This is a genomic window from Klebsiella sp. GG_Kp175 (assembly GCF_040062325.1).
GTDB classification, from domain to species: domain Bacteria; phylum Pseudomonadota; class Gammaproteobacteria; order Enterobacterales; family Enterobacteriaceae; genus Klebsiella; species Klebsiella quasipneumoniae.
This window is the reverse complement of record NZ_JBEAFX010000003.1, coordinates 198,638-220,280: the sequence shown is the minus strand read 5'-3', so window position 1 is coordinate 220,280 and position 21,643 is coordinate 198,638. Positions and strand designations below refer to the sequence as shown.

Sequence of the window (21,643 nt, the reverse complement as noted above, 5' to 3'; positions counted from 1 at the left end):
AAGGGTTATTTATTTGTAAAAACATCATTACCCTGATTTTATTTATCACCGTATCTTCCCGCTGCTTGTCATATTATTGCAGAGAGAATGTTAAGTAATTGATGTTTTAAAAGCGATTATTTGTCACTTACGCAAATAACAGCAGGCCAGGCCTGGGCGCAGGGCTAAAGCCCGCGCTGGTGCGGTATTGAGTTTTTTTCATATTGCTATCATCATATTTCGAATGAAAGGGATAACCTCTGGAACGGGTTATTAAGCCAGTAATTTTTATCTGCAAAATAAGCCTGCGGCAAGCATTATTTCCATTAATTTTTCAGGGCTACTGGCGACAACGGATATTCCGCCCGCGGCAATGATGGATTTCCATCATTTCTCCGTTTTCATCGCTGGTCGTCGCCTGCTTATAGTGACGGCACACCAGACGACTGGCTGAAAAGGAGATAAACATGGCGACAGAGCACCTGCAGTGGGGCATTAGCCCCCTGTGCTGGACCAACGATGTGCTGGAGGATTTAGGCGGCGATATCCCTCTCGACACCTGTCTGCGCGAGGCGCGGGAGGCGGGATTTCAGGGCATTGAGTTAGGGCGCAAGTTTCCCCGCCAGGCGGAGACGCTGGGGCCTCTGCTGGCGGCGGCTGACCTGCGGCTGGCGTCCGGCTGGTACAGCGGCTTACTGGCTGACCGCAGCGTGGAAGCGGAGCTGGAGGCGGTGCGGGGCCACGCGCAGCTCCTGCAGCAGCTCGGCGCCAGGGTCATGGTCTATGGCGAGTGCGGGCAACTGCCCGGTGAAACGCCGCTTGATGAGCCGATCTCGCTCTCACCGCCGTTAAGCCGCGTCAGTCTGACGGCGTATTGCCATAAGCTGAATACCTTTGCCGACCTGCTGCTGCGGGACTACGGTCTGCGGCTGGCCTATCACCATCACCTGATGATGCTGGTGGAGCACGACGACGAGCTGGAGCGGTTTCTGTCACAGACCCATGACAACGTCGGGCTGGCGTTTGATACCGGACACGCCTTCGTCGCCGGGGTCGATATCCCGCGCGTGCTGGAAAAATATGGTCACCGTATCCGCCATCTGCATCTGAAAGACGTCCGTCCGCAGGTGCTGGGGCGCCTGTATCGCGAAAACCTGAGCTTTAACGAGGCGGTGCGCGCGGGGCTGTTTACCATCCCTGGCGACGGCTGCATCGACTATGCGCCGATCCTCGACTTTGCCCGCGACAGCGACTACCGCGGCTGGCTGATTATCGAAGCCGAGCAGGACCCGGCGATGGCGCCGCCGTTGGCCACCGCCCGCCGCGCCTTCGCCTGGCTGGCACACCATTTCTCGTCCCCTTCATCATCAGAGGAGCACGCATCATGAGCGCGCGGTTAAATATTGGTCTCATCGGCTCCGGTTTTATGGGCCAGGCGCACGCCGACGCTTACCGTCGCGCGGCCATGTTCTATCCCGATCTGCCGAAGCGCCCCTATCTTTACGCGCTGGCGGATCAGGATCAGGCGCTGGCCGAACGTCATGCGGTGAAGCTGGGGGCGGAGAAGGCTTACGGTGACTGGCGCGAACTGGTGAACGATCCGCTGGTGGACGTGGTGGATATTACCTCGCCGAACCATCTGCACTACACGATGGCGATGGCTGCGATCGCGGCGGGTAAACATGTCTATTGCGAGAAGCCGCTGGCGGTTAACGAGCAGCAGGCGCAGGAGATGGCGCAGGCGGCCCGGCGCGCGGGGGTGAAGACCATGGTGGCCTTTAACAACATCAAAACCCCGGCGGCGCTGCTGGCAAAGCAGATTATCGCCCGGGGCGATATTGGCGAACCGGTGCGCTTTCGCGGCACCTTTGATCAGGGGTTTTATAACGACCCGAACCTGCCCTGGTCCTGGCGCTGCTCGAAAACCCTCGGCGGCAGCGGGGCGCTTGGCGACCTCGGCGCCCATACCCTGTCCGTCGCCCAGTTTTTGATGGGCGGGATCCGTGAAGTGACCGCCAGCGCGCAAACCTGTCTGCGCCAGCGTCCGGTACCGCAGACCGATGCCGGGTATGCCAGCCGGGTCGCGGCCGATGCCGAGTGGCGGGAAGTGGAAAATGACGATCAGGTTCAGTGTCTGGTCAATTTCGACAGCGGCGCCGCGGGGGTGATTGAGGCCTCGCGCATCGCCGCCGGGCGCATCTTCGGCGTGTTCTGGGAGGTCTCCGGCACCGAAGGCACGCTGTATATGGACGGGGAGCGCTTTAACGAACTGCAGGTCTATCGCTTCCGCGATGACAAACACGACCGCGGCTTTAAAACGCTGTATGCCGGGAGCCAGATCCCGGCCTATGCCGGCTTCTTCGGCTTCGATTTTGGCGGCGGCGGGCTGGGCTATTTTGACGTCAAGGTGATTGAAGTACATGACCTGGTGCAGGGGATTTGCGGGGACGACGACTGCTATCCCAGCTTTGAATTTGGTTTACAGAATCAGCGCGTGCTGTCGGCGATTGAAGCCTCAATGGTCAGCCGTCGCTGGGTTAACGTGGTTAAGGATTAAGGAGCCGCTATGTTTCCCTCACAATTACCGACCCCGCGCCGCCCGGCGGCGCAGAGCATTCCCTCCCTGCGCTGGGGCATCATCGGTCCAGGCTGGATCGCCGAGCGTTTTGTGCACTCATTGAAAACCCAGAGCCGGCAGCAGGTGGTGGCCGTTGCCTCCCGCAGCCAGGCGAAGGCCGACCGGGTAGCCGCGGAATGGGGGATCCCCCAGGCTTACGGCCATGTGGCGGAGATGCTGGCGCGTCCGGATATTGATGCGGTGTATATTGCGACGCCGCACAACCATCACTTTCCCGACGGCATGCAGGCGCTGAAGGCGGGCAAACACGTGCTGATTGAGAAGCCCTTCGCGCTCAACCTTGGCGAAGGACGTGAACTGCAGGCCGAAGCCGCCCGCCAGGGAAAACTGGCGCTGGAGGCGATGTGGTGCGATTACGCGCCGAAGTATGATGTGATCCGCCAGCTGCTGGAGGATGGGGTGCTCGGCGACCTGCATACCCTGCTGGCCGATCACGGCGAGTATTTTACTACCGACCACCGCATCTTTAATGCCGACCTTGCCGGCGGGCCGATGATGGATCTCGGCAGCTATCTGACCTCGTTTGCGCTAATGGTGGGCGGCATGCCGCAGGAGATAGTCGCCCGCGGCAGCGCGACGGCAGAGGGGCTTAACGGTCAGACGTCGATGCTGTTCAGCTGGCGGAACGGGATGCAGGGGCTGTTAAACACGACGTTGTTCAGCAACACGCCGGGCGGGGCGGTGGTGGCCGGACGCCAGGCGACCCTGACGATCGACGGTCAGTTTTACGCCCCCGGCGGGTTCACCCTCGCCGCCAGCCAGGGCGGGCAGGCGCTGCGCTGGGAAGAACCGCGCAATCGCTACGACCAGCTGTTCTGGCAGGCGGAGCATTTTGCCTGGTGCGTCGGTCAGGGGCTGCAGGACTCGCCGCTGCGGCCGCTCAGTCGGGTGCTGCAGAATCTGCAGGTGATGGATGAGGTGCGGCGCCAGGTGGGCGCGGTGTTTAACGAAGAACGCTAAGGGGCCGGCCGGGCTTTGGTTTGCAGGCAGCGCGAGCGTGTCCGCCATTGCCCGGCAGCGGGACGCGCACGGTGCCGGCTGTCCTTGCCCGGCGGCGCTGCGCTTGCGCGGGCCTGGGATATATATGCAACCATTTGATATTAAAGCAGATTAATGCCTGTGTTATGTAGGCCGGGCAAGGCGTTGCCGCCGCCCGGCATAAAGGCAGGTTCAGAGCCTGATAGCTGGTGCCACGCAACCCCTCATCGACAGTCGTCGACGGCGACAAACTGGCCGCGCTGCAGAGACTGAACCGCCGCTTCGGCAATAGCCTGCGCCTGCAGGCCGTCCACCAGGCCGGGCAGGTCGGCCACGGTTTCGCCATTCAGAGCGCGGATAAAGGCGTCAAGATGCTGGTAATAAGATCCTTGCACCCGGCTGAACCAGTCCGGCCACAGGCCTGGCTCAATGCGCTGATTGCCGCGCCACAGGGTAGGGCCCGCCGGCGACTGGCTGCCGGACTCCAGCGCGCCCTCTGCGCCCAGCAGGGTGATCCGTTCATCATACCCGTGGCCGGTGCGGCGGGTGTTGTCCAGCTGCGCCAGCGCGCCGCCGCGCATCTGCATCATCAGGATGGAGGTGTCAACATCGCCAAATTCGGCGATTTCCGGCAGGGCCAGCGCCGCGCCCATCGCCGCCACGGTATGCACTTCATCGCCGGTGAGAAAGCGCAGAAGGTCGAAGAAGTGAATCGCCTGATCGCGCATCTGACCGCCGGAGCTGCGCAGATAGTCGAGCGGCGGCATGCTGGAGGCGCGGCAGACCATCTGCACCAGCTCCACCCGACCGATCGCGCCCTGCTCCAGCTGGCGGCGGAGCTGCTGATGGCTGCTGTCGAAGCGCCGGTTAAAGCCGACGGTGACCGGCACGTTCAGGGGAAGCACCCGCTCCACCACCTCGCGGGCGCGCGCCAGGGAGAGGTCGATCGGTTTTTCGCAATAGACCGCCTTGCCCGCCCGGGCGGCGGCTTCCAGCAGTTCGGCATGCGACGGGGTCGAGCTGGCGATCAGCACAGCGTCGATGGCGTCGCTACGGAGAGCCTCGCTCACCGTCACCGCCCGGGCGCCATAGCGGGCGGCCAGCGCCTGGGCGCGCTCCGGCGCGACATCGGCTACCATCGTCAACTCGCTCCCGTCATGACGGGCGAGGCTGGCGGCATGAACCTGACCGATAAAACCACTGCCTACCAGGGCAAAACGTTTGCAATTCATTATTTTTCTCCAGAATGGCGAAGGGACGGTGCCCACCATAATCGGTTTGCTAAACTCACTGACACTGCCGTTTTGATGTATTTCCATCATTGAAGAGAGGGGCGATGAAAAACATGTCACTGGCGATGCTGGCCAGACAGATTGGCGTCGGCGTGGCCACTGTGGACCGGGTGCTGAACGAACGCGGCGGCGTATCGCCGCAGACCACGCGCAAAGTGCTGCAGGCGGCGCGGGAGGCGGGGCTGAAGCGGATCCTGCCGGAGGAGCACCGCTTTCCGTGGCAAATTGAGCTCTTTCTCAGCAGCAATGACTCGTTCTTTTTTCCGCAGCTGGCGCAGGATTTCGCCGCCGTCGCGGATAGCCTCGGCTATCGCCGTCTGACCCTGCACCGCACCTTTGTCCCGGAGTCGCAGCCGGCGACCCTGGCCCGGCGCATTATGCGCAGCTGCCAGCAGCGTCAGGGGATCATCGTCTTCGGCAATGACCACCCTGTGGTGCATGACGCGCTGCGCCGCTGCCGGGAAGCGGGCGTTCCCGTCATCACCCTGGCGACGGATCTGCCCGGCGCCGACCGGCTCTGCCACGTCGGGATCAATCAGCTGCAGGCTGGCCGCACCGCGGGATTAATGATGGGGAGAATGACGCCGCGGCCCGGGGAGGTGCTGATGGTGAGCGGCCGGGAGGATTACAGCGCGCATCGCCTGCGCATCCAGGGGTTCCGCGAGGTGCTGAGCCAGCGCTTTCCCCACCTGCAGCTTAATGAGGTGCTGGCGGGCGAGGAGCGGCGGGAGCAGATCACCCGCCTGCTGGAGCAGGCTCTGTGCCGCAGCCGGCATATTGTCGGGATCTATAACACCGGGCTTGGCAATACTCAGATTGCCGAGGCGCTGGCTCGCCACCGCCGCGAAAGCGACGTCTGCTGGATCACCCATGAGCGCTACAATACCACCCGCCAGCAGCTGGCCCGGGGCAGCCTGGCGTTAACGCTCGATCAGAACACCCGCCAGCACGCCCAGCTGGCGATCGACCTGATGCTGCGCCATCTGGAGTCCGGCTATCAGCCGCAAACCTATGCCGACGGGAAAGTCGACTTTATCCTCTACAGCGCCGAGAACGTGGACTAAGGCGTGCGGCGCCTCCCTTCCTGACAACACGGATTTCCCCGGCGGGTAAATGCCAACCCCGCCGGGGGCGATCGCTTTAAAGCGTTGTCTGCCTCTCATTTTTCGCTCATTTATGCAGCAATGTTAGATGTCTGTCAAAATTCTGTTACTGCATAGTTTTAAAATTTTCATTTCAGTTATTTACTTATAAAAGTTTCAAATGTCTTGTTAATGAAATAAATGGTCTGGAATTCACGGTGTGGCATAAATGGACTGATGTTTCAAAAAAGTGATGATAAAACAGCCATTATTTGTGATTCCGATCACGACGAAATGCGGAAAACCCCGCAGCGCCGTCGCCGTTACAACAGACATTTGTCGCAACCTGACTGAAATTAATTTTTCATTTTGTTTCATTCACCGGCGTACCTACAAAATCAAGGATCAACTATGAATATTAAGAAAACGATTGTTGCCTCTTTGTTAGCCTGCATGCTGCCTGCGGTGGTTATGGCAAAAGATGTCTCCATTGGCGTCTCGATGGCGCTGTTTGACGATAACTTCCTGACGATCCTGCGTACCTCGATGCAAAAAGAGATGAAAAAAGATGGGGTGAAATCGCAGATCGAGGACGCGAAAGGGGATGTCTCCCAGCAGCTGCAGCAGGTGCAGAACTTTATCGGCCAGGGGGTGGACGCCATTATCGTTAACCCGGTGGATACCAATGCGGTGAAACCGATCATGGATCAGGCCACCAAGGCCGGGATCCCGCTGGTATTTGTGAACCGTCGCCCGCAGGCGGAGCTGACCGACAAGATGGCCTATGTGGGGTCGGACTCGATTCTCGCCGGCCGTCTGCAGATGGAAGCGCTGGCGAAGGCGATGAACGGCAAGGGCAATGTGGCGATCCTGCTCGGCGACCTGGCGAATGAATCTACTCGCGACCGCACCAAAGGGGTGGAAGAGGTCGTCGCCAAATACCCGAACATCAAAATCGTGCAGAAGCAGACCGCGAAATTCACCCGCAATGACGCCGTGGACGTGGTCAGCAACTGGATGACCAGCGGCGAGGATATCCAGGCCATCGCCTCCAACAACGATGAAATGGCGATCGGCGCCCTGCAGGCGCTGGGTAAAAATCCGAACCATATTCTCATCGCCGGCGTGGATGGCACCCCGGATGCGCTGCAGATGCTGAAGAGCGGCAAGATGATCGCCACCATCTTCCAGGATGCGAAAGGCCAGGGCGAGGGCGCCGTAGACGCGGCCATCAAGCTGGCGAACGGTGAGAAAGTCGAGAAAATCATCGACGTGCCGTATCAGCTGATCACCAAAGAGAACATGGCTGAATTTACCAATCGTAATCAGAAATAATCCTGGCCAACCTGTGGTACGGAGGTGGATGTATGAACGCTTTTGCCCTTGAAGCCGAAGGTATCAGTAAGTTCTTCCCCGGCGTGAAGGCGCTCGACAATGTCTCATTACGCGTGCGCCCGGGAACGGTGCACGCCCTGATGGGCGAGAACGGCGCCGGTAAATCCACGCTAATGAAGTGCCTGATCGGTATCTATCGCCCGGATAAAGGATCGATTCGCGTGAAAGGTGAGCCGGTGGAGTTTACCGACACCATGGATGCGCTGCGCTCGGGGATATCGATGATCCACCAGGAGCTGAATCTGGTGCCGCATATGACGGTGGCGGAGAATATCTGGCTGGGGCGCGAGCCGATGAAGTACGGCTTTGTCGACCACGGCCAGCTGACCCGCCAGACCCAGGCGCTGCTGGATAAGCTGAATATTCGCTTAACCGCCGACCGGCTGGTGGGCGACCTGAGCATCGCCGCCCAGCAGATGGTGGAGATTGCCAAAGCGGTCTCATGGAACGCGGATATTGTGATCATGGATGAGCCCACTTCGGCGCTGACCGAAGGCGAGGTAGCTCACCTGTTCACCATCATCCGCGACCTGCGGGCTCAGGGCAAAGCGATCATCTATATCAGCCATAAAATGGATGAGATCTTCGCTATCACCGATGAGATCAGCGTCTTTCGCGATGGGACCTGGGTGGGGAGCAAAAACACCACCGAATTTACCCGCCAGTCGCTGATTACCCAGATGGTGGGCCGCGAATTAACCCAGCTGTTCCCGAAATTTAATAACACCATCGGCGAAGAGGTGCTGACGGTACGCAATCTGACGCGCCAGGGCGTGTTCCATGATGTCAGCTTTACCGTGCGTCGCGGCGAGATCCTTGGCGTGGCCGGGCTGGTGGGCGCCGGGCGCAGCGAGGTGATGGAAAGCCTGTTTGGCATGGAACGCTTCGACAGCGGCGAAGTGCTGATCGACGGGGCGCCGGTGACCATTGATTCCCCCTCCGTGGCGATTGAAAAGGGAATGGCATTATTAACCGAAGACCGTAAAAAGTCGGGCCTGTTTCTGGTGCTGTCGGTGCTGGAAAATATGAGTATCGTCAAAATGCCGGAATATATCGGCAAGAGCGGTTTTGTCCAGCACGTGAAAATGGCCGAAGACTGCATGGAGCAAATCCGTCGGCTCAATATTAAAACGCCGACGATGGATCAAATTATTAATAACCTCAGCGGGGGGAATCAGCAAAAAGTTCTGATTGCGCGCTGGCTGTTAGCGCAACCGAAAATCTTAATTCTCGATGAGCCGACCCGCGGCATCGACGTCGGGGCGAAGGCGGAAATTTATCATCTTATCAGTGAACTGGCGAACCGGGGGGTGGCGGTCATTATGGTCTCCTCTGAGCTGCCGGAAATCCTTGGCATGAGTGACCGGGTCATGGTGATGCATGAAGGCCGTATCACCGGCATCCTGGAAAAAGACGAAGCCGACCAGGAAACCATTTTGTCGTTGGCATCCCATTGAGGCACAGAGAATGAGTAATATGAAATTAACGGCGGCTCCGGCCAGCGAGGGTTCCTCCTTCTTCGCTAATTTGCGGCATAAAATGCCGAAAGATACCGGCATCTTTGTGGTGATGCTGGTGATTGCCCTGACCTTTGAAATCGCCGGCTGGTATGTTCGCGACCAGTCGTTCCTGCTCAATACCAACCGCCTGGTGCTGATTGTGCTGCAGGTGGCGATCATCGGCATCATCGCCGTCGGCGTCACCCAGGTGATCATCACCACCGGGATTGACCTCTCCTCCGGCTCGGTTATCGCCCTCGCGGCGGTGGTGGCGGCGAGCCTGGCGCAAACCTCCGACAGCCTGTCGCCAATGTTCCCGGCGCTGGTCAACCTGCCGGCGGTGATCCCGATTTGCGCGGGGATCGGCGTCGGCCTGCTGTGCGGGCTGACCAACGGTTTCCTGGTGACGCGAACCGGCATCCCGCCATTTATCGCCACCCTCGGGATGATGGTCTCGGCGCGCGGTCTGGCGCAGTATTACACCCAGGGCAATCCGATAAGCTTCCTCTCCGACAGTTTTACGGCGATAGGCCAGGGGGCGATGCCGGTGATCATCTTCTTCGTGATTGCCGCAGTGTTTCACATTGCGCTGAAGCATACCCGGTATGGCAAATATGTGTATGCCATCGGCGGCAACATGACCTCGGCCAAAGTGTCCGGCATCAACGTGAATAAATACCTGGTGATCGTCTACACCATCGCCGGGGCGCTCTCCGGGCTGGCTGGGGTAGTGCTGGCGGCGCGCGTCAGCAGTGGCCAGTCGAGCATGGGGATGTCCTACGAGCTGGACGCGATTGCCGCGGCGGTGATCGGCGGCAGCAGCTTAATGGGTGGGGTGGGGCGCATTACCGGCACCCTGATTGGCGCGATGATCCTTGGCCTGATCAAGAGCGGCTTTACCTTTGTCGGCGTCGATGCCTACGTGCAGGATATTATTAAAGGGATCATTATCGTCGCGGCGGTGACCATCGACATGCGCCGCAACCGGAAAAAACGCTAATCTTATCAACTGGCGGCAACGGCGAAGCGCGTCGTTGCCGCCAGCCCTGTCCAGAAATAAACAAAATACGTCCCGCCAGGCGCCGGCTGTCTATTTTTCCCGCGCTGCGCATCCTGTACAGTTTCGCGACTTTTGTTGTCCATTCGCCAGGGGGCCACGCCTTGCCCCCTGTTTCTGGAGTCGTATGAATACACCATCCTTAATCAAATCCTCGCCGCTCTCGCGACCGGGGAGAAGGGGCATTATCGTCAGCCTGCTGGCGGGACTGGCGATCCTGATCCTCAGTCGGGGCGTGAACCTGCCGGCCAGAGAGGTTTACCGTGAGATGCATACCCGGCAGCTGGAGGAGGATGCGCGGTGGGTGGCGGAACGCCTTGAACAGCGGATGAACACCCCCGCTCCGCAGCGGGAAGCGACCTGGCCGCTGGCGGTGATGCGCGCCGATCTGCATACCCTGGCCCGGCAGCGGCATTATCGGCTACTGCTGGTGAATGGCGACGGGCATCTGCTGGCGGCATCGCATGCGCTGCCGGCCAGCGTGCTGGCCCAGGTGCAGGCACAGTTCCCGCGGGAGATGCAGCCGCCGCTGTTCGGCAGCCATTACCAGACCATTCAGCCCTTCGCCCCGCATCAGCGGATGTTAAGCCGGGCGCTGAACGGCAATGCCGGCCTGGCGGGCTGGAATCTCGTGATGCTGGCGCCGGACGGCGGATTGCCCTCGCTGCTGATGGCTTACCGCTGGCAGGTAACAATTGGCCTCGGCGTGGTGCTCGCCAGCGTGCTGCTGACGCTGAGGCAGGCGGCGCGCGCCCGGCGAAAACGCTAATCGCCGCCGGCGCCGTCAGGCATGGCGAAACTGCAGGGTAGCGGGCAGATAGCGCTGGAGCGGCTCCGGCGCCTGGCCGTCGATCAGCTGGCTGAGCAGATCGTAGCAGTGCCAGGCCAGCTGGCGATTATCCTGCTGCACGGTATCAATGCGCAGGGAAAGTGAATCGTACAGATAGTGATCGTCGAAGCTGGCGAGATGAATATTGGAGTCCAGCAGATGGTGCTGGCTCATATAGCGCAGGACCCCTTCCAGCAGGCCGCAGGCCGCGGTGAACAGCGCCTTCGGCGGCCGTCCCAGCCGCGCGCAGAGCGCGGCGAACATCTCGTAGCCGGAGCTGGGGTGATAGTTGCCGTTGATCACCCATTCGGGACGCAGCGTAACCCCCGCCTGAGCCAGGCCTTGGGTGAATCCCGCCAGCCGGTCGCGCGAAGGCGATAGCCGCGGCTGGCCGCCGAGAAACCAGAACTCGTCCGCATGCTGAGGGGCGATGCGGGAGATCAGTTCGGCCGTTGGGGTGACCGAGTCAGTCATCACCAGCGGCAGGGCGCTGTCGCTGGGGGAGCGGTCAAACAGCACCACCGGCAGCTGTTCGCTGAGCTTCAGGTAGTCGGCATCGCTGTGCATGCACGAGGCGACGATCAGGCCGTCGACCTGGCGGGCAATCATGTTATTGACCACCACGCTCTCCTGGCCGGGGTTTTCGTCGGTGCAGGAGATAAGCAGCTGCACGCCGGCTTCCCGGCAGAGCGTCTCAAGCTCATGGGAGAAAACGGCAAACCCGTAGTTGGTGATTTCCGGCACCACCAGGCCAATGGTATGGCTGCGGTTATCACGCAGCGAGCGCGCGTGAATGCTCGGCTGATAGTGCTGCTCGCGGGCGATCGCCAGCACGCGCTCGCGCGTCTCCTGCGCCACGCGCAGCTCTTTGCCACGACCGTTGAGTACCAGGCTGGCGGTCGCTTTGGAGACGCCCGCCAGTTCGGCGATATCTTTGATAGTTACGCGTTTGGTTTTCATCAGCACTCGGGAGCCTGAAAGCAAAACGCTTATTCTACCATGCATGGCCGCAGCAGCCAGCGGCAGAATGCCACCGGCGTCGCACCGCTGAAGATGAGCTGCCCCGGATAGCCCGGGAAGAAGCGGCTGCTCATTACCCCTTCGCCATCGTTGATGAAAATTTCCACACTGGAGCGGTCGATAAAGATCTGCAGCCGCCGCGCCTCGCCGCGCCAGTAGCGATGATGCATCTCCGCCGTCTGCAGGCCGCGGCGCGACAGGCGCAGGCCGTCGCGGTTGACGGTGAGCTGCAGGGCGCCGGCAAAATCCAGCCCCAGCGTGCTGTTGGGGGCGATGTCAAAGGCCAGCTCCATCGGGGCGAGGGGCAGGGTCTGCCCGCGCCAGCCCTGGGCTTCCCCGCGCAGGGCGGTCAGTTCGCGCAGCGGACGCTGATACAGGGCACCCGACTGCCACGCCAGTTCGCGCACGCAGGTCATCTGGTGGATCCATCCCTGCGCGCGGGTGGGCTGATGCATCTCTTCCCCGTCCGGGACGCCCATCCAGCCGACCAGCAGGCGGCGGCCATCTTCGGCCAGCATGGTCTGCGGCGCGTAGAACTCAAAGCCGCTGTCCAGCTCGTGCAGCGGGCCATGGTCGAAGGCGCCGCGTTCGGCGTCGAAACGGCCTGCCATCCACACCGCAGGATAGGTATTGAGAAAACGCTGAGCTTCGCGGGCCAGCCCCTGCGGGCAGCAGATCAGCAGGTGGGTGTCCGCCAGCGGAAACAGGTCCGGGCACTCCCACATGTAGCCACCGTTCGCCAGGCCGTTAACGTCATGCCCGGCTATCTCGCCCACCAGGCGCCAATCCCGCAGGTCGCTGGCGGTAAACAGCAGCACTTTGCCGCGCTGTTGCACATCCTGCGCCCCGAGGACCATGTACCAGCGCCCGTCCTGGCGCCACACCTTAGGGTCGCGTACATGGCCGGTATAGCCTTCCGGCAGCGGCAGTACCGGCCCCAGCTTGCTGAAGGTGCCATCGGCATTTTCCGTCGCCAGACATTGCCAGGCGGTGCGCCCGCCGTCGGGGAACTTCACGTTGCCGGTGTAGCACAGGGTCAGGGTACCCTCGAACTCGACCGCGCTGCCGGAGTAGCAGCCGTTGCGGTCATACTCTTCGTCCGGCATCAGGGCGATAGGTTCATGCCGCCAGTGCAGCAGGTCGGCTGAGCTCCAGTGTCCCCAGCACTTATAGGTGTGGTCGCAGGCGAGCGGGTTCCACTGATAAAACAGGTGATAACGCCCGGCGACCTGGCAAAAGCCGTTGGGATCGTTCAGCAGTCCGCTGACCGGCGCCAGATGCCATTGCGGGTAATGGTCGTCGGCCAGCGCCTGCGGCTGGCCCTGCATAACGGCCTGCAGGATCGCAGGCAGGCGTGACGGTAATGACATTATTCAGCGTCCGTTTTGTATTTCAGCGTCAGAGAGAGTACGAATGCCACGGCGAAGGCGATCGCCATCCCGATAATGTAGTTCAGCAGCGAGCTGGCCTGCACGATGGCCATTCCCGGGATCGCCGTCAGGCCCACCGCGGTCATGTAGACGTGCATCGACACCACCCAGGCGCCGCCGGCGGCACCGCCCACCAGCGCGGCGATGAACGGTTTCACAAAGCGCAGGTTAATCCCGAAGATCGCCGCCTCGGTGATCCCCAGCATCGCCGAAAACGCCGACGGCAAGGTAATGGCTTTGATTTTGGCATCTTTGGTTTTAAACCACACGGCAAAGCAGGCGCCGCCCTGAGCGACGTTGGCCATCGCCCAGATAGGCAGCAGGAAGTTGACGCCGATCGACGGATTGCCGAGCAGACCCGCCTCAATGGCATGGAAGCTGTGGTGGATACCGGTAATGACGATCACCGAATAGAGGCCGCCGAACAGCAGGCCCGCCAGCCAGCCGGCATGGCTGATAAGCGTGCTGAGGATAAACGAAATGCCGTCGCCGAGCGCGCGGCCGGCCGGGCCGATCAGCAGCAGGGCGATAAAGCCAGAGATAATCACCGTCAGGAACGGCGTGAGGATCAGATCCAGCGCGTCAGGAATAACGCGGCGCAGCCGTTTTTCGACAAGGCTCATAAACCACACCGCCAGCAGCACCGGGAAGACCGTGCCCTGATAGCCGATCATCGCCACTTCGATGCCGAAGAAATTCATGGTGTGGAAGCCGGCGGCGACGCCCCAGGCGTTGGTCAACGCCGGGTGGGTGAGGATCCCGCCGAGGGTCGCGCCCAGATAAGGGTTGCCGCCAAATTCGCGGGCGGCGGTAAAGCCGATCAGGATCGGCAGAATAATAAACGCCGCCGAGCTGCACATATCCAGCATGATATAGATAGCGTTGCCCGGGTCGACCCAGCCGTAGGTTTTCACCATCCCCAGCAGGCCCATCAGCAGGCCGGAGGCGACGATGGCGGGAATAATCGGCACAAAGATGTTGGACAGCAGGCGGGCAATGCGCTGGAACGGGTTCAGCTTTTTCGCCGCCAGGTCGGCGGCTTCGGATTTGCTCGATTCGCTGATGCCCGCCGCCTGGATAAAGGCAGCATAGACTTTATTGACCACCCCGGTGCCGAAGATGATCTGCATCTGTCCGGCATTACGAAAGCAGCCTTTCACCCCGTCGATTTTGCCAATCGCCTGCTGGTCGGCGAGCGCGTCGTCGACCAGCACCAGCCGCAGCCGGGTGGCGCAGTGCGCGGCGCTGGCGATATTTTCCTTGCCGCCCAGCAGGGGAAGCAGTGAGCGGGAAATCTGTTCAAAATCCATAGTACCCTCTGAATGCATGATGATATGGCGTGGGCGGCGCCGGCCATGGCTGGCACCGCGAACCTTATATTTATGTTTTACTTACCCTGTCGCCCGGGTTCACGTCAGAACCAGGTCTCCATTTGCATACCGAACGACCATTCGCCGCCCGATTTGAACCCGTTGCTGCCTAACGCGTCGTCGTTGGCGTAGTTATCCAGCTTTTTGCTCCAGTCCATCCACGATGTATAGAAGCGGATCTCCGGGCGCGAGAAGAAGTCGCCGATGCTGCCGACCTTGAAGGTCGGGGCGAAGGTCAGCTTGTAGAAGCTGCCATTGACCGCATGGCGATCGTTGTAGCCTTCAGGCTGCAGATCCATGTACTGATAGCTGCCCTCCCAGGCGAGGGCGAAGTTCTGCGTCACTTCCTGAATCAGACGCAGGTTGAGAGTGGCCCACTGATAGCTGTCGCCATCGACATAGCGATCTTTACTGCTCTGCGCCAGCACGGCCGGGGCAATAAACCAGCGATCGCTCAGCGGGGTGGTGCCGTAGCTGGCGAAACGCCAGGTGTTGGCTCCCGGACGCAGCGCGCCGTCGGAGCCGATGCCTTTGACCTCGGCGCCCAGGCCGTGACCGTACAGCAGGGCCGTTTTGCTGGTCCCGTCGCGCAGGCCATAGAAGCTCTCATTGTGCAGACCCAGCAGGGCATGAACCCCGGTGTTAGCGGCATCGCCTTTCACCAGATTGCCGTTCGCGTCCTGGCGGTCGTCATTATCTTTCGCCCGCATCCCGCTGACCATCATCTGCACCGGGCCGGCAAAGTTATTCATGCTGACGATATAGTTCTGCACGCTGTTGCTGCTGTCGGCGATATCGCCAAAGTTGCGGCCGTATAACGAGAAGTTGCTGCGCAGGCTGTCGTTCCACTTCACGTCGTAGATCCCGCCGCCGGTCCCGGCGAGGAACACCACATCCGAGTCAATCCAGTGGATATCGAAGTTGTCGCGGTCAAAGCGCTTCCCGGCCCACAGGGTCGAGCCTTTGAACGGACCCTCGAAGGTCGGCAGGTTGCCCAGCTCGACGAACGCCTGGCGCACGTTCAGGTCGCTGCTGCTCGCCGTCCAGTCGTTATAGGTGGTTTGCCCATCGGCCACCATCACTTTGAACCGGGTGGTCGCCCCGTTGTCCAGGGTCTGCTTATGTTCGAGGTTCATTTCCACATAGGTGTCGGCCTGGTTGCCCAGACGACCAATGGCGCCGCCGGTTTCCCCGGCGGGGGTCATATAGGCCCCGGATTTCGTGCTGGCGGCGGAGTCGTTCATGATCACCCCGGAGCGGGCGTAGCCGTGGAACTCAAAGCCGCCGGGCCGTTCGGCTTTTTCTTCCAGTTGGGTGGTGCGTTTGGCCACCTGCTGGGTGGTGGCCTGGGTTTGTTGCTGCTGCTGGGTTAGCTGCTGAACTTTCTGCTCCGCCGAGGCGGCGCGGCTTTCGGCAGTGCTGGCGCGAGTCTCGGCATCCTGCAGACGTTTTTCCAGGGCGGCGAGACGCGCTTCAATGCTGTTCAGGTCTGTCTGCCCATGGGCGGCGGCGGCGCCGGTTAGCAAAGCAATAAGAATGGCTAACTTCCGTTTTTTATACATGTTGGTGACATCCAAAGGTAAATCAGTGAGTGTGCTAACGTTTGCTAAACCGGTTTAGTTAATATGGTAAACATGTCGGTAATGCGGTGAAAATAAAAATTGCTAAACCGGTTTAAGAATTGTGATGTCGCCAGCAAAGTGGGCCGTTAGCCGGCCCAACGGGATCACAGCGAGCGCTGAAGATCGTCCCTGTAGGGCAGGGCGGTCATGGCGCCTTTGGCGGTGGTGGCCAGCGCGCCGCAGGTTTGCGCCAGCGTGAGGTCGGGAGCCAGGGCGGCGAGGTTGTCAGGGATACCATGGGCGGCGAGTCCGGCGAGCAGCCCGGCGACAAAGGCATCGCCGGCGCCGGTAGTATCGACGGCGACCACCGGGCGGGCAGGGAAGTGGCTAACCTGCCCGCGCAGCGCGGCCTGCACCCCCGCTTTGCCCTGGGTCACCAGCAACAGCGTCGGCTGGTAGCGGGCGTTCAGCCGGGCGATGCCGCTGACGATGTCGTCGCTGCCGCTGATAAAAGCCAGCTCCTCTTCCGAGAGTTTTATGGCGTCGGCGAGGGCCAGCGCCCGGTCGAGACAGTCGCGCAGTTCCTGCGGATCCTGCCACAGGTCGCTGCGGATATTGGGGTCGAAGCTGACATAGCCCCCGGCGCGCTTTATCGCCTCCATCGCCGCGAATGCCGTGCTGCGGCTCGGCTCCGCGCTGAGAGCGATAGAGCAAACGTGCAGCCACTGACCGGCGGCAAACGGCGGAAGATCCTCAGGCGCAAGAAACAGGTCGGCGCTCGGGCGGACCATAAAGGTAAAGGTGCGCTCCCCGTGGCGATCGAGATCGACCACCACCGTGGAGGTGCGCTGCGCCGCATCGAGGCGCATATAGTTCACATCCACCTTCTCCTGCGCCAGGGTGTGACGCATAAAGCGGCCGAAGGGATCGTCGCCGACGCGGCCGATAAACCCGCTATCGCCGCCGAGCCGCGCCACGCCGACCGCGACGTTGGCCGGCGCGCCGCCGGGGCATTGCAGCAGGCGGCCCTCTCCGTCGGGCAGGAGATCGACGACCGCATCGCCGAGTACCCAGATTTTACCATTCATAGGACTAGTTCCTCTTAGCTAAACTTTGTTAAACCGTTTTAGCTAATTAAAGCACAGCCTGGCGGCAAGCGGAACGATTGGCGGACGAAAGGGCGGGGCGAGGGTGAAAAATGTGAGCCAGGCGGAATATTTCGCCACTCCAGATCTGGACTTTTCCTTCCTGACCCGCTTAGGTATAGTTCCACAGGCCGCGGTTAGCCCCGCCGCGGTGATAAAAGGTGAAGGAGTGCGTAGCGCGATGAACCCCAGTTTTGGCGATATTTACGATCGGTACCAGAAGCTGACGCTGACCACGCACCTGCCGGCGGTGATCGCCTGCAGTGAAACCCTGAGCCTGAGTAAAGACCAGCCGTTTCTGCCGCAGCCGGGCTATCTCTATTTTTTGCTGCAGGGGCAAATGACGCTGGCCTTTGGTGACGAGCAGAACCTGATCGGGATTGTTATCGCGCATATGCCGTTAGGGTTGCTGGAACATTATTGTCCGTCGGTGGCGCTCTATTATCAGTGTCTGGGCGAATGCCAGCTGGCGAAAATATCCGCCAGCGATTTTGAACGGATATTCTTTCATTCGTCGCCGGGCTATATGCAAGAGCTGACCACGATCCTGGCCTATATGGGTATATTTGCCCTTGATGCCCACTATGAACGCGGCAGCCAGACTAGCTTTCAGACTATTAAGTCGATGCTGTCGCGCTATTTATATCGCGCTGAAATCGATGGCGGGCAACATGAAAGTCTGTCGGCATTTATTATTAAACGGACCAATCTCTCGCGCAGCTATGTTTATCAGGTGCTGGCCGCCCTGCGCGAGGGGGGATATATCACGGTGAAAAAAGGCAAACTGATTTCCATCGACCGCTCTATTCCTGAGAAATTCTGATTCAGATTCGTCGGCTCCCCGACATAACGTCGCTAAAATCCGCCCGGGGAAAGCGCTAAGCGCGCGTTTTCTCCCGGCCCTGCTACGCCTGAATCTGGCCGTTTTATTTATTTAACCTTGCACTCTGGAGTTATTTTATGACCCTGGACTATGTGGCGCTGGCGATTCTGATCGCCGTGGCCTTAATACTTTTTTATGGCGTGATTGTTATTCACGATATTCCTTATGAAATCGCCAAAGAGCGGCGCCATCCTCATCAGGATGCGATTCATTATGCCGGCTGGGTCAGCTTATTTACCCTGCATGCCCTGTGGCCCTTGTTGTGGATCTGGGCGACGCTGTGGCGCGAAGATCGCGGATGGGGGATGCGCCGCATCGCCGACGACCAGCAGGTGCTGCATCAGCGTCTGGAAACGGTGGTCCAGCGGCTGGAGCAGGTGCAGCGCGAAGTGGACCTTCTGAAAGCGAAGGAGGCAAAATAATGGAAACGTTAATGTTGCTGACCTACGCCGCGCTATGCATCGTGGTGTTTAAAGTCTTCCGCATCCCGCTCAATAAGTGGACCGTGCCGACGGCGGTGCTCGGCGGTATCGCCCTGATTGGCGCGGTGATTTTCGGGATGAATTACAACTTCCCCTATACCGACGTCGGCAATCAGGTGTTTCGCACCGTACCGATTGTGTCGCAGGTGCGCGGTCGGGTGCAGAGCGTACCGGTGAGGCCTAACCAGAGGCTGCATAAGGGCGATGTGCTGTTTACTCTCGACCCGACGCCGTTCCAGGCAAAGGTGGACGATCTGCAGGCGCAGATTAAAGCGGCCAGCCAGGATGCGCTCTCCCTCAACGCCGCGTTAAGCCAGGCGGAGGCCGAGCTGAGCAGAGCGGTGGCTCAGCGCGACCAGTCGCGGCGGGAGTATGCCCGCTTTCGGGAGGGGCATGCCCAGGGCGCCTTCTCCGATCAAATGGTCGATACCCGTCTGCAGACGTGGAAAGCCGATGAAGCCAGCGTCAGCGCGGCTCAGGCGAAAGTGGTTCAGGCGCGTAACGCGCTGGACTCGGTGGTGAAGGGCAAAAATACCACCGTGGCCTCCCTGCTGGCGCAGCTGCAGAAGGCGCAGTTTCAGCTGGATAACACCGTCGTCCGCGCCCCGGAAGACGGCTATGTCAGCACCGTCGGCTTACGCCCTGGTACCATGTCCACCGCGCTGGGAATGCTGCCGCTGATGACCTTTGTGCCGGTGGAGGGCGACGCCTCGCGGGAGTATGTCGCGGCATTTCGCCAGAACGCCCTGCAGCGTCTGTACAAAGGCGAGCCCGCGGAGCTGATGTTTCCGGCCATCCCGGGCACCGTCTTCCGCGGGGAAGTGGCCGATGTGCTGCCGGCGATTGGCGAGAGTCAGTTTCAGGGCCAGGGCAAACTGCTGACTACGGACGCGCTCAATACCCATGGCCGGGCGCTGGTGGTACTAAAGGTGACCGATCCACGTTTTGCCGAATACGCCCTGCCGCAGGGTGTTACCCTCGAGGCGGCGGTCTACTCAGATCACCTGAAAGAGCTGTCGCTGATCAGGAAGATCCTGATCCGCATGAAGAGCTGGGAAAACTACATCTATCTCGATCACTAAGCCGGCGGGCGCGGGGAGGACCAACCATCCCCGCGCCGCGGTCAGGCCTCGCGGTCCACCAGCCCGTCAATAATCACCTGCCGCACCCCCTGCGAACAGGGTTCAATACGGCCGCGCACGCCATAGACGGCCGCCAGGGTCTCAGGGGTGATGACCGTGGCCGGGGTGCCGTCGCCAAGCAGCTGGCCCGCTTTGAGCATCAGCACGTGGTCGGCGTGACGCAGGGCAATATTGATGTCGTGCACCACCACCAGAGTCACGATGTTGCGCCGCCGGGTCTCCCGGCGCACCAGATCCATCACGTGAAACTGGTAGTTGAGGTCAAGCGCGCTGAGCGGTTCATCGAGTAGTAGCAGGCGCGGCTGGCGAATCAGCGACTGGGCGAGACCCACCAACTGTTTTTGCCCGCCGGAGAGCTGATCGAGGTAGCTCATCGCCAGGTGGGCAATTCCCAGCTGTCGCAGCAACGCCATCACCTCTTCCTGCTGCTGGGCGCTGTGGCGACCCCCGGCGGCGCGCTGGGCCACGATAATCGACTCCAGCACATGCAGATGCACGCCGGCGGGCAGCGTCTGCGGAAGATAGACCACCTGTTCTGCGCGACGTGAGAACGGCTGCGTCAGCAGATTTTCTCCCTCCAGGCGCAGCTCGCCGCGGCAGGGGCCCAGCCCCGCCATCGCTCGCATTAACGTCGATTTACCGCTGCCGTTTGGCCCCAGCAGCGCAGTGATTTTCCCCCGCGGCAGATGGGGAACCGTCAGGTTCTCGATCACCTTGCGTCTGGGGTAGCCAGCGCTGAAGTGAGACAGCGACAGCCCGGATAACGTCTGGTCGCTCATACTTGCCCCCGGTGACGTAAAATAATGCTCAAAAAGAACGGGACCCCTACCAGGGAAGTGACGATCCCCACCGGAATAATGGCCCCCGGTATCAGGTTCTTCGAGGCGATGGAGGCCAGGGAGAGCACCAGGGCGCCGATCAGCGCGCTGGCGGGCAGGTAAAAGCGATGATCTTCGCCGAAGAGCATCCGCGCAATATGCGGCGCCACCAGGCCGATAAAGCCGATTGGCCCGACAAAGGCCACCGAAAGCGCCGACAGAATGCTGATCCGCAGCAGCGTGCTCAGGCGCAGACGGCGAACGTTAATGCCAAAGCTGATGGCCCGGTCCTCGCCCAGCCTTAGGGCGGTCAGCGCCCACGCGCTGCGCAGCGACAGGGGCATCACCAGCGCCAGGGCGACCAGCAGGATGGCGACTTTGCTCCAGGAGGCGCGGTCGATGCTGCCCATGGTCCAGAACACCAGCCCCTGCAGAGTGTCTTCATTGGCGATGAACTGCAGCATCGAGACCAGGGCGTTAAAGGTAAAGACCAGCGCGATGCCGAACAGAATGACGCCGGAGGTAGCCACCTGGGTCCAGCGGGTAATGCCATCCAGCAGCAGGGCCGCCAGCAGGGCGAAGATAAAGGCGTTGGCCGAGATAAACCACTGGCCGGGAATACCGGGCAGACCAATACCCAGCACAATCGCCAGCGCGGCGCCAAACGCCGCAGCCGAGGAGACGCCCAGGGTAAACGGGCTGGCCAGCGGGTTATTGAGGATGGTCTGCATTTCGGCACCAGCCAGTCCCAGCGCCAGACCGACGATAATCGCCATCACCGCATAGGGTAGGCGGATATCCCAGACGATGGCGCGAATGCCCGGATCGGCGCTGGCCGGATCGGTTAACGTCTGCCACAGGCTCTGCAGCGGCAGTCCGGAAGGGCCGAGCATAAAATCGAACAGCAGTGAAGCGACAATCAACAGCGCCAGCAGCAGCAACAGCAGCAGGCGGCGACGCACGATATGGCGATAATGATCCATCACGCCAGAAGTCCCGGCGGGCAGCTCGTCGAGCACGGAGTCGGAGGTTAAACGCATGC

General features: G+C 60.7%; 18 protein-coding genes and 1 pseudogene. 11 read left to right on the top strand and 8 right to left on the bottom strand.

Features of this window, described 5'->3' with window-relative positions; translation table 11 throughout:
• The first annotated feature begins 446 nt into the window (after positions 1 to 446).
• Genes iolE through ABLU73_RS06990 form a run of 3 tightly spaced genes read left to right on the top strand, consistent with a single transcriptional unit; the run spans position 447 to position 3,577 of the window.
• The gene (gene iolE, locus ABLU73_RS07000; RefSeq protein ID WP_023319878.1) at positions 447 to 1,367 is read left to right on the top strand and encodes a myo-inosose-2 dehydratase; all 921 of its coding nucleotides are present in this window, start codon (positions 447 to 449) and stop codon (positions 1,365 to 1,367) included.
• The gene (locus ABLU73_RS06995) at positions 1,364 to 2,536 is read left to right on the top strand and encodes a Gfo/Idh/MocA family oxidoreductase (RefSeq protein ID WP_004202397.1); all 1,173 of its coding nucleotides are present in this window, start codon (positions 1,364 to 1,366) and stop codon (positions 2,534 to 2,536) included. The genes iolE and ABLU73_RS06995 overlap by 4 nt, the downstream gene beginning before the upstream one ends.
• Before the next feature lie 9 nt (positions 2,537 to 2,545).
• Positions 2,546 to 3,577: a Gfo/Idh/MocA family oxidoreductase gene (locus ABLU73_RS06990; RefSeq protein ID WP_023319879.1), complete on the top strand. Its 1,032-nt coding sequence runs from the start codon at positions 2,546 to 2,548 to the stop codon at positions 3,575 to 3,577.
• 242 nt (positions 3,578 to 3,819) lie between these two features.
• Here the strand turns inward: ABLU73_RS06990 and ABLU73_RS06985 are convergent, their stop codons facing one another.
• Complete coding sequence (locus ABLU73_RS06985; RefSeq protein WP_064178028.1) at positions 3,820 to 4,827, bottom strand: Gfo/Idh/MocA family oxidoreductase; 1,008 nt, start codon at positions 4,825 to 4,827, stop codon at positions 3,820 to 3,822.
• Between the two features lie 104 nt (positions 4,828 to 4,931).
• Here ABLU73_RS06985 and ABLU73_RS06980 point away from each other — a divergent pair, with 104 nt between their 5' ends.
• The 5 genes and pseudogenes from ABLU73_RS06980 (at position 4,932) to ABLU73_RS06960 (ending at position 10,651) form a co-directional block, all read left to right on the top strand.
• Entirely contained in the window at positions 4,932 to 5,951 is a 1,020-nt protein-coding gene (locus tag ABLU73_RS06980) for a LacI family DNA-binding transcriptional regulator (RefSeq protein ID WP_004202400.1), read from the top strand.
• A gap of 429 nt (positions 5,952 to 6,380) precedes the next feature.
• Entirely contained in the window at positions 6,381 to 7,304 is a 924-nt protein-coding gene (locus ABLU73_RS06975) for a sugar ABC transporter substrate-binding protein (RefSeq protein WP_002892597.1), read from the top strand.
• Between the two features lie 32 nt (positions 7,305 to 7,336).
• Positions 7,337 to 8,821: a sugar ABC transporter ATP-binding protein gene (locus tag ABLU73_RS06970; protein WP_004202401.1), complete on the top strand. Its 1,485-nt coding sequence runs from the start codon at positions 7,337 to 7,339 to the stop codon at positions 8,819 to 8,821.
• A 19-nt stretch (positions 8,822 to 8,840) separates the two neighbouring features.
• The gene (locus ABLU73_RS06965) at positions 8,841 to 9,863 is read left to right on the top strand and encodes an ABC transporter permease (RefSeq protein WP_025999105.1); all 1,023 of its coding nucleotides are present in this window, start codon (positions 8,841 to 8,843) and stop codon (positions 9,861 to 9,863) included.
• Between the two features lie 184 nt (positions 9,864 to 10,047).
• Positions 10,048 to 10,651: pseudogene (locus tag ABLU73_RS06960) on the top strand (hypothetical protein).
• Between the two features lie 53 nt (positions 10,652 to 10,704).
• On the opposite strand, the gene ABLU73_RS06955 reads toward ABLU73_RS06960, so the two are convergent.
• The 5 genes from ABLU73_RS06955 to ABLU73_RS06935 form a co-directional block, all read right to left on the bottom strand.
• Positions 10,705 to 11,715, bottom strand: a complete 1,011-nt coding sequence (locus tag ABLU73_RS06955; RefSeq protein ID WP_017898803.1) for a LacI family DNA-binding transcriptional regulator — start codon at positions 11,713 to 11,715, stop codon at positions 10,705 to 10,707.
• Between the two features lie 23 nt (positions 11,716 to 11,738).
• Positions 11,739 to 13,139, bottom strand: coding sequence for a sucrose-6-phosphate hydrolase (locus ABLU73_RS06950; protein ID WP_049117075.1), 1,401 nt, complete (start codon positions 13,137 to 13,139; stop codon positions 11,739 to 11,741).
• Positions 13,139 to 14,509: a sucrose-specific PTS transporter subunit IIBC gene (locus ABLU73_RS06945; RefSeq protein ID WP_004202407.1), complete on the bottom strand. Its 1,371-nt coding sequence runs from the start codon at positions 14,507 to 14,509 to the stop codon at positions 13,139 to 13,141. The genes ABLU73_RS06950 and ABLU73_RS06945 overlap by 1 nt, the downstream gene beginning before the upstream one ends.
• 104 nt (positions 14,510 to 14,613) lie before the next feature.
• A complete protein-coding gene (locus ABLU73_RS06940; protein ID WP_004202408.1) occupies positions 14,614 to 16,131 on the bottom strand; it encodes a carbohydrate porin in 1,518 nt (505 codons plus the stop codon).
• A 164-nt stretch (positions 16,132 to 16,295) separates the two neighbouring features.
• A complete protein-coding gene (locus ABLU73_RS06935; RefSeq protein WP_017898799.1) occupies positions 16,296 to 17,219 on the bottom strand; it encodes an aminoimidazole riboside kinase in 924 nt (307 codons plus the stop codon).
• A gap of 238 nt (positions 17,220 to 17,457) precedes the next feature.
• Between ABLU73_RS06935 and ABLU73_RS06930 the strand changes: the two genes are divergently transcribed.
• From ABLU73_RS06930 to ABLU73_RS06920, 3 genes are all read left to right on the top strand, one after another.
• On the top strand, positions 17,458 to 18,099 hold the full coding sequence (locus ABLU73_RS06930; protein WP_074440954.1) for a Crp/Fnr family transcriptional regulator: 642 nt from the start codon (positions 17,458 to 17,460) through the stop codon (positions 18,097 to 18,099).
• A 137-nt stretch (positions 18,100 to 18,236) separates the two neighbouring features.
• Positions 18,237 to 18,581 carry a DUF3302 domain-containing protein gene (locus ABLU73_RS06925; RefSeq protein WP_004202413.1) on the top strand — a complete coding sequence of 115 codons (345 nt, stop codon included), beginning with the start codon at positions 18,237 to 18,239 and terminating at the stop codon, positions 18,579 to 18,581.
• Positions 18,581 to 19,723, top strand: a complete 1,143-nt coding sequence (locus tag ABLU73_RS06920) for an HlyD family secretion protein (protein WP_180241722.1) — start codon at positions 18,581 to 18,583, stop codon at positions 19,721 to 19,723. The genes ABLU73_RS06925 and ABLU73_RS06920 overlap by 1 nt, the downstream gene beginning before the upstream one ends.
• A 41-nt stretch (positions 19,724 to 19,764) precedes the next feature.
• Here the strand turns inward: ABLU73_RS06920 and ABLU73_RS06915 are convergent, their stop codons facing one another.
• Together ABLU73_RS06915 and ABLU73_RS06910 are read right to left on the bottom strand one after the other, a co-directional pair.
• Positions 19,765 to 20,562 (bottom strand): ABC transporter ATP-binding protein, encoded by a 798-nt coding sequence (locus ABLU73_RS06915; protein ID WP_017898796.1) that lies wholly within the window; start codon positions 20,560 to 20,562, stop codon positions 19,765 to 19,767.
• Positions 20,559 to 21,587, bottom strand: coding sequence for an iron ABC transporter permease (locus ABLU73_RS06910; protein ID WP_074194124.1), 1,029 nt, complete (start codon positions 21,585 to 21,587; stop codon positions 20,559 to 20,561). Before ABLU73_RS06910 ends, ABLU73_RS06915 begins: the two co-directional genes overlap by 4 nt.
• Between the last annotated feature and the right edge of the window lie 56 nt (positions 21,588 to 21,643).